The organism is Methylobacterium sp. GC_Met_2 (assembly GCF_026540795.1).
Classification (GTDB): domain Bacteria; phylum Pseudomonadota; class Alphaproteobacteria; order Rhizobiales; family Beijerinckiaceae; genus Methylobacterium.
The window spans coordinates 1-4,819 of record NZ_JALNUM010000206.1 but is presented as its reverse complement, the minus strand read 5'-3'; the positions used below and the strand labels follow the sequence as shown (position 1 = coordinate 4,819).

The window sequence follows — 4,819 nt, the reverse complement described above, 5'->3', positions numbered from 1 at the left end:
CCCGGCGGCCAGCCCTTGGGAAAGCGGCTTCCGGGGGGGCGATCGTCGTTGTGGCGGTCCGTCATGGGGACGCGACGGGTGAGCGGGACATCGGCAGGGCCTTTCCTGGACATGGCCGTCTTGGGGCATGGCCTTCTTGAGGGGACCGAGAAACCGGTCGCCGTCGTTCGCGTCAAGCCGGCTCCCGCTCGGTGGGGCAGGGAGCCTCCCGGGCTGGGGGCTCAGCACGGAATGTGGACAAGTCGCGCATATTCCCTTCTGCCCCTGTGAAATTCCCATCTCCAATCGACCGTTCTCCAAAACGAACGCGCTCTGGCTCAGTAGGAAAACTATCTAGAAGACTCTTTCAGAGAGTCAGTTCAGCAGACTATATGGGGAGCCGAATTCGCTATCTGACCGAAGGGGTTGAGGGTACTTTGCGCATCCGACTCTGCGCGGTGCCGCATCGAACTCTGCGTGCGGCCGTATCGGAATCTGCGCCGGATCGGCGGGGTGGCGTATCGGAGTCTGCGCATCCGCGTATCGGATTCGGCGCGGATTCGGGCCCGGCGCGGTGGATAACGGGGACGGAATGCCCGGACCGGGGCGTATCGAACTCTGCGTGGGGCGGGACGGTCGGATCGGCCCGTATGCGACTCTGCGTAAGCCCGCGCCCGACCGCAGGCGATGCAGGGGATGCAGGCGATGCAGGGCGCGGGGAACCGTGGATTGCCGGGACAAGCCGGATCGGATCCGCGCCCCGGCGGCCGAATCGTGGCATGGCAGGATCGGGCCGCCTCCCCGCCCACCGGGGAGGGGCGTCCGTGCCATTCGGGCCGAGGGGCGATGACCATCGAGGAGAAGATCGCCGCAATCCACGATCCGGACCTGCGGGCCGAGATCGAGGCGGCGCGGGGCGGCTTCCTGTTCGCGCAGATCGTCGAGCACGTCCTGCATCGCCAGCGCGAGCGCGACGCGCAGACCGCCCTCCTCGGTGAAGAGGAGCGGCGCCGGTCCGGCCTGTCCCGCGACCAGCGCCGCCGCGACGCCGTGCGGCTGGTGATCGAGAGCGAGCCGGCGCTGCCCTCGAGCCTCCAGCACATCCACTCGGTGCTGGCGCTGTGCGGCCTGCCCTATCGCGATCCCGGGCCGGTGCGCGAATTCTCCCGGACCTACGGGCGCAACTCGCTGAGCCTGATCGCCGGGCGCATCAAGGATCCGGAGACCGGTGCCTTCGCGCCGCAGGGCCTGCCCTACGGGCCGAAGGCCCGGCTGATGCTGCTCCACCTCTGCACCGAGGCGGTGCGCCAGCGCAGCCCCACCGTGAAGGTCGCCGAGACCCTGTCGGGTTTCATGCGCGAGATGGGTTTTGCGGTGACCGGCGGCGAGCGCGGCACCATCCGCCAGTTCAAGGAACAGCTGAACCGGCTCGCCGCCTGCTCCATGCAGATCGGCCTCTGGGACGGGCGCGACAGCGCCACCACCCTCAACGTCCCGCCCTTCCGCAGCCTGGAGCTGTGGCGCCCCCGGGCCGGCGAGGGGGACGAGACCGCGGAGCGCACCGTGCGCTTCGATCCGGAATTCTACGAGACCCTGATCCGGCACGCCCTGCCGGTCGACATCCGGGCCGCCCGGGCCTTCTCGGGCTCGGCCCGCAAGCTCGACCTGCTGTTCTGGACCGGCTACCGGCTGCGGTCCCTCCAGCGCCCGCTGCGGCTGACCTGGACCAACCTCCACGCGCAGTTCGGGGCCGAGAACGCCTCGATCCGCAGCTTCCGGCAGGCCTTCAAGGCGGATCTCGCCCATCTGGGCGAGGTCTTCCCGCGCCTGCCGCTCGTGCTCGACGACAACGGCCTGACCCTGCACCCGGCCGATCCCAGTGCCCTGCTGGTGCCGCCCCGGCCGGCCTCGAAGGGCAAGCGGTTGCGCGCCAGGGAATAGAATTGTTCCATAGGGAATGAGCGTTCATTCTCTATGGAACGACGACGCCGTCCCGAAACCTGTTCCCACCAGATGGAATAGGCGTTATGTTCCTTCCGGTGGAAAGGAACGGTCGATGGGTTTGTCGGATGCCGAGATCGAGATGCGGCTCGCGGCCCTGCGGCGCCAGCGGGAGGCGCTCGACCGGGAGATCGCGGATCTCGTCCTCTATCAGGAACTCGGTCGCCGCCTGGGGGCCGTGAAGGCAGAGGCGGGGATAGACGCAGGGGCAGGGGCGCACGGGTCCAACCCGGATACCGGGCCCGTCCCGGCGGCCGTTCGACCCTTCGAGCGGGACACGACCCTGGCCGCCCATCCCGCCGGGCCCCGGGCCCGTCCGTCGGATCCTGCGCCGGACCCCGCGCCGCGTGCGGCACGCGCGTCCGGCCAGGACCTCGCGGCCACCGGATCGCCCGCCCCGGGTCCGTCCGGGGTCCAGGCAGTGCCGGAGGGCGTCCCGCCGGCCGTTGCCTTCACGGACGATGTCGCGGGGGCCCGGCGCTACGGCCGGGCCGTGGTGGAGGCCGCCTGCACGGCCCTCGCGCGGGCGGGTCGGCCGCTGCACGCGGCGGAGATCCTGGACGTCCTGACGGCGCAGGGCTTCACCCTGCCGGGCCGTGACCCCGTGGCGGGCCTCAACACCCGGTTGTGGAAGCGCTCCGGCCCGGGCGGCCCCCTCCGGCGGGTCGGCGAGGCCACCTACGGGCTGGCGGCGGATCGGGCGGCGGATCCCGCGCATCCCTGACGGACCGCCGGCCGGTCACGAATGCGCGACGCTGCGCCCGATCGGGCCCGATGTCCCTCATATCGGGGACGTACAGGGCCGGGAAACCTGATCGGACTGGTCGCGTTGCGGCACGGCGCCCTTGCCGCGCCCTTGCCGCGCACGGGTTCTTCGGGCCGGGGAGGGGGTGTCATGGGCGGACACGACGGGGATCGGACCCTTGAGCGCGCACCGGGATTGGGGCGATGACGGTGGCGCTCGCCAATCCGGCCGCGCAGGCCTGCGTCTTCATGCTCGGCTGCGCCGTGATCCACGCCGCCCGGGCACACGCGGAACGCCTCACGCGCCTGCTCGTCGCCGCGCTCATCGGGGCGACCGTGCTGCTGCTGCTGGCCGCCTCCCTCACCTACGCGCCGGGGCCCGACGCAACCTTCGACGAAGTCTCGGTCTACGCGGCCTCGTGAGGCGGCAGCCGGGCAGGCCGGGTCAGTTCACCATGCAGAAGCCGGCCCCGGTTCCGATCCGGCGCTCCTGCGCACACCAGGGCTTGGCGGGTCCGGGTGCACTCTTGAGATCGGCGACGGCCTGGCTTTTGCCCGGTTCGGCACCGCGCGGGGCGAGGTCGCCGGGGGGCCTCTCGCTGGTCCCGAGCACGTGCGAGACGGACGGGTCGCCCTCGAGAGGGCCGGTCTCGACCTTCCGCTCGGGGACCCGCTCGCTCAGCTGCCCCAGATCGGGCGGGCCCAGCGACGCGAGTCCGGGCAAGTCCTGCGCGGCGGCGGCGCCGCAGAGGATCAAACAGGCGGCCGGAGCCGTGAGGAACCTGAGCATCGACGAAGCTCCTGATGCGAACGATCCCGCCGCCCGAATCCCCGTGACGAGACCGACCGGCGGGCGAATCTAGGGTGGGGCCTGTTAAAGACGGGCAAAGATTTAGGATTAACAAGTCTTTATCATTCTTCGTTGAATGCTGGACTGCATTGGCCAATGTCGATCGGCATCCGAGACAGGAGCGCGCGACGGGGCGTGATCCGCGCGGTGCCGGCGGGCCGATCTCCGGCCCCGGTCGGTCTCCTGCCTCGGGCTGTGTCGCGGAAGGCGCGGGCGCTCTCCGACGAAGGGGGCACCGGTTCGGCGCAAGAGCGCGCGTCACAACAAGGGCTTGGAGCCAAACGCGATTGCAACGCGCACGGTACACGACACCAGACCGGGAAGGCCTCGCGTCGATTGTCCAATCCACTTCCCTCATCCTGAGGGGCCGGAGCGTAACGGCGGCCTCGAAGGCGAGCTCCAGCCGGCGTTGCGATCCCTGGAGCCCTCCTTCGAGGCCCGCTTCGCGGTGACCTCAGGATGAGGGGATTGGGTGGGATTGCCACAACGCGGCGCACGGTCGTGTTCCGTGAGCAACGCGATCGAGCCCCGCTCCAACCCGCCCGCACCACCATGAGGCGCGCGTGGAAGCGCGGCTGCAGGCGGTGCTCAACCGCCTCGCATGCGCAAGACAGCGGCGCGGGGAGGGCGCCTGAACCGCCCTCGCCCAGGCTCGCCCGGCCGAGTGCCCGGGATTGGGTCTTGGCTTGCCGCGGGATCCTGCGGCGACCGTCCGGCCGCGTGTCCCCGGACGGTCGTGGGGCACGGCTGCCAGCCGTGTTCGAGCGCCGGCTCGGACACAGCCCGCTGGGATCCACCAGCCTGCCGCAGACCCTATCCGTCGTTCGCATAAGATATATTATGGAACTACAACGATCCGTTGGGCGGGGTGAGGGGGGCTGGGTGTGCATCCTGGCACGTCCGAAAACGGTTCGCCCTGGACGCTTCCATGGCCGATGATGCCGAGCGGCGCCGCGTCATCCGAACAGGGCGCCGTCGGGCAGAGGCGGGGCGATCCGGGTGAGGGCGGTCCGAGCGCCCTCCCCGCGCCGGGATCCTCCGGTTTCCGTCCGAACCCTTCGGGTTCCGGCGTCCGCTCCCGTTGCGGTGCCGCCTCGTCATCCCGCGCAGCACCCTGATCCGGGTCGGCAACGCCAACGAGCGCGACGCCGATCGGATCGCTGCGGGCCGCCCGCATGACAGACGCAGGCGCCGGTTCCGGCCGGTCCGCGATGCCACGCCGACTCCGCCCGCTCGCCCGCCCGA

The 4,819-nt window shown here is 70.7% G+C and carries 4 protein-coding genes; 3 read left to right on the top strand and 1 reads right to left on the bottom strand.

What is annotated here, in order from left to right; genetic code table 11:
• Positions 1–825: 825 nt before the first annotated feature.
• The 3 genes from OXS49_RS32560 to OXS49_RS32550 all read left to right on the top strand — a co-directional run bounded on the left by OXS49_RS32560 (position 826) and on the right by OXS49_RS32550 (position 3,147).
• Positions 826–1,920, top strand: coding sequence for a replication protein RepA (locus tag OXS49_RS32560; RefSeq protein ID WP_244006708.1), 1,095 nt, complete (start codon positions 826–828; stop codon positions 1,918–1,920).
• Positions 1,921–2,035: 115 nt separating this feature from the next.
• Positions 2,036–2,704, top strand: coding sequence for a winged helix-turn-helix domain-containing protein (locus tag OXS49_RS32555; protein ID WP_267428648.1), 669 nt, complete (start codon positions 2,036–2,038; stop codon positions 2,702–2,704).
• A gap of 224 nt (positions 2,705–2,928) precedes the next feature.
• On the top strand, positions 2,929–3,147 hold the full coding sequence (locus tag OXS49_RS32550) for a hypothetical protein (RefSeq protein WP_243997863.1): 219 nt from the start codon (positions 2,929–2,931) through the stop codon (positions 3,145–3,147).
• 22 nt (positions 3,148–3,169) lie between these two features.
• On the opposite strand, the gene OXS49_RS32545 is transcribed toward OXS49_RS32550, so the two are convergent.
• The gene (locus tag OXS49_RS32545; protein ID WP_243997865.1) at positions 3,170–3,514 is read right to left on the bottom strand and encodes a hypothetical protein; all 345 of its coding nucleotides are present in this window, start codon (positions 3,512–3,514) and stop codon (positions 3,170–3,172) included.
• Positions 3,515–4,819: the final 1,305 nt, after the last annotated feature.